This is a genomic window from Streptomyces bobili, assembly GCF_002154575.1.
Classification (GTDB): Bacteria; Actinomycetota; Actinomycetes; order Streptomycetales; family Streptomycetaceae; genus Streptomyces; species Streptomyces bobili.
The window spans coordinates 1-2359 of the sequence record NZ_MUBA01000105.1 but is presented as its reverse complement, the minus strand read 5'-3'; the positions used below and the strand labels follow the sequence as shown (position 1 = coordinate 2359).

The following is a 2359-nucleotide window of genomic DNA, read 5'->3' as shown; positions in this document are numbered from 1 at the left end:
ACCCCGCTCCGCCGACGACGTCCGCCGCCAGATCAAGGGCTTCACCTCCACCGGCGCGGTCGCCCCGGGCGAGGCCGTCGACTTCCGCATCACGGTCGACCCGCCCCAGGAATTCAGCGTCGACATCTACCGCATCGGCCACTACGACGGCGACGGCGCGGCCAAGATCACCACCAGCCCCCGTCTCTCCGGCATAGTCCAGCCCCCGCCCCTGACCGCCGACCGCACGGTCTCCTGCCACCACTGGTGGCTCTCCTGGCGTCTCCAGGTCCCCTCGCACTGGAACGTCGGGGCGTACGTCGCCGTGCTCACCACCGCCGACGGCTACCGCTCCCACGTCCCGTTCACCGTCCGGGACAACCGCCCCGCCGACTTCCTCGTGCTGCTCCCCGACATCACCTGGCAGGCCTACAACCTCTACCCGGAGGACGGCCGCACCGGTGCCAGCCTCTACCACGCCTGGGACGAGAACGGCCGCCTCCTCGGCGAGGCCGACGCCGCGACGACCGTCTCCTTCGACCGGCCGTACGCGGGCGCCGGCCTCCCCCTGCACGTCGGCCACGCCTACGACTTCATCCGCTGGGCCGAGCGCTACGGCTACGACCTCGCCTACGCCGACGCCGGCGACCTGCACGCCGGTCACGTCCAGCCCACCCGTTACCGCGGCCTGGTCTTCCCCGGCCACGACGAGTACTGGTCGACGGCCATGCGCCGCACCGTGGAACTCGCCCGCGACAGCGGCACCTCGCTCGTCTTCCTCTCCGCCAACACCCTGTACTGGCAGGTGGAGCTGGCCCCGTCCCCGTCCGGCGTGCCCGGCCGCCTGCTGACCTGCCGCAAGCGCAGGGGCCCCGGCCGGCCCGCCCTCTGGCGCGAGATCGACCGCGCCGAACAGCAACTGCTGGGCATCCAGTACGCGGGCCGCGTCCCCGAACCCCAGCCGCTGATCGTCCGCAACGCCGGGCACTGGCTGTGGGAGGCGACCGGCGCGCACGAGGGCGACGGTATCGACGGCCTGGTCGCGGGCGAGGCCGACCGCTACTTCCCGCGCACCCCGCTGCCGCCCCACGAGGAGCGCACCCTCCTCGCGCACTCCCCGTACACCGACAGCCGGGGCGCCCGGCGCCACCAGGAGACCTCCCTCTACCGCGCCCCCTCCGGCGCCCTGGTCTTCGCCTCCGGCACCTTCGCCTGGTCGCCGGCCCTGGATCGCCCCGGCCATGTGGACCCCCGCGTCCAGCGGGCCACCGCGAACCTCCTGGACCGCATCTGCAAGCGCGACTGACACCCCGCCGACCCCTCCGCGCCATGCCCGGACCCCGCTGTCTCCGGCCAATCCCGATGTACGGGACAATCAAGCCACTGAGACAGAACCACGGGGAGGAACCGTGTCCGGATTCGTAGAAAAGCCCGAGCCCCTGGAGGTGCCGGGCCTGGTGCATCTGCACACCGGCAAGGTGCGCGAGCTGTACCAGAACGAGGCCGGCGACCTCGTGATGGTCGCCAGCGACCGCATCTCCGCCTTCGACTGGGTCCTGCCCACCGAGATCCCCGACAAGGGCCGCGTCCTGACGCAGCTCTCCCTGTGGTGGTTCGACCAGCTCGCCGACCTGGTCCCGCACCACGTCCTGAGCACCGAGCTGCCCGCGGGCGCGCCCGCCGACTGGGCCGGCCGCACCCTGGTCTGCAAGTCGCTCCGGATGGTCCCCGTCGAGTGCGTGGCCCGCGGTTACCTCACCGGCTCCGGCCTGGCCGAGTACAAGGAGTCCCGCACGGTCTGCGGCCTCGCCCTCCCCGAAGGCCTGGTCGACGGCTCCGAGCTGCCCGCCCCGATCTTCACCCCGGCCACCAAGGCCGCGGTCGGCGACCACGACGAGAACGTCTCCTACGAGGAGGTGGCCCGCCAGACCGGCGCCGACACCGCCGCCCGGCTCCGCCAGGCGACCCTCGCCGTCTACGGCCGGGCCCGGGACATCGCCCGCGACCGGGGCATCATCCTCGCGGACACCAAGTTCGAGTTCGGCTTCGAGGGCGAGACGCTCGTCATCGCCGACGAGGTCCTCACCCCGGACTCCTCCCGCTTCTGGCCGGCCGACACCTGGCAGCCGGGCCGCGCGCAGCCGTCGTACGACAAGCAGTTCGTGCGGGACTGGCTGACCTCGGAGGCGTCCGGCTGGGACCGCGCGAGCGAGCAGCCGCCGCCGGAGCTGCCGCAGGAGGTCGTCGACGCGACCCGCGCCAAGTACATCGAGGCCTTCGAGCGGCTGACGGGCACGAGCTGGTCGTAGACCGCGGGCACGGAAAAGCCCCCCGGCCGAGACCGGGGGGCTTGTTTCCTGAGCGGACGACGAGGCTCGAA

The 2359-nt window shown here is 72.7% G+C and carries 2 protein-coding genes; both read left to right on the top strand.

Annotation, left to right across the window (positions count from 1 at the left end; translation table 11 throughout):
* On the top strand, positions 1-1285 hold a 1285-nt coding region (locus BZL64_RS09500; RefSeq protein ID WP_086768030.1), incomplete at its 5' end, for a N,N-dimethylformamidase beta subunit family domain-containing protein.
* Between the two features lie 103 nt (positions 1286-1388).
* Entirely contained in the window at positions 1389-2288 is a 900-nt protein-coding gene (locus BZL64_RS09495) for a phosphoribosylaminoimidazolesuccinocarboxamide synthase (protein ID WP_086768028.1), read from the top strand.
* Positions 2289-2359 lie beyond the last annotated feature (71 nt).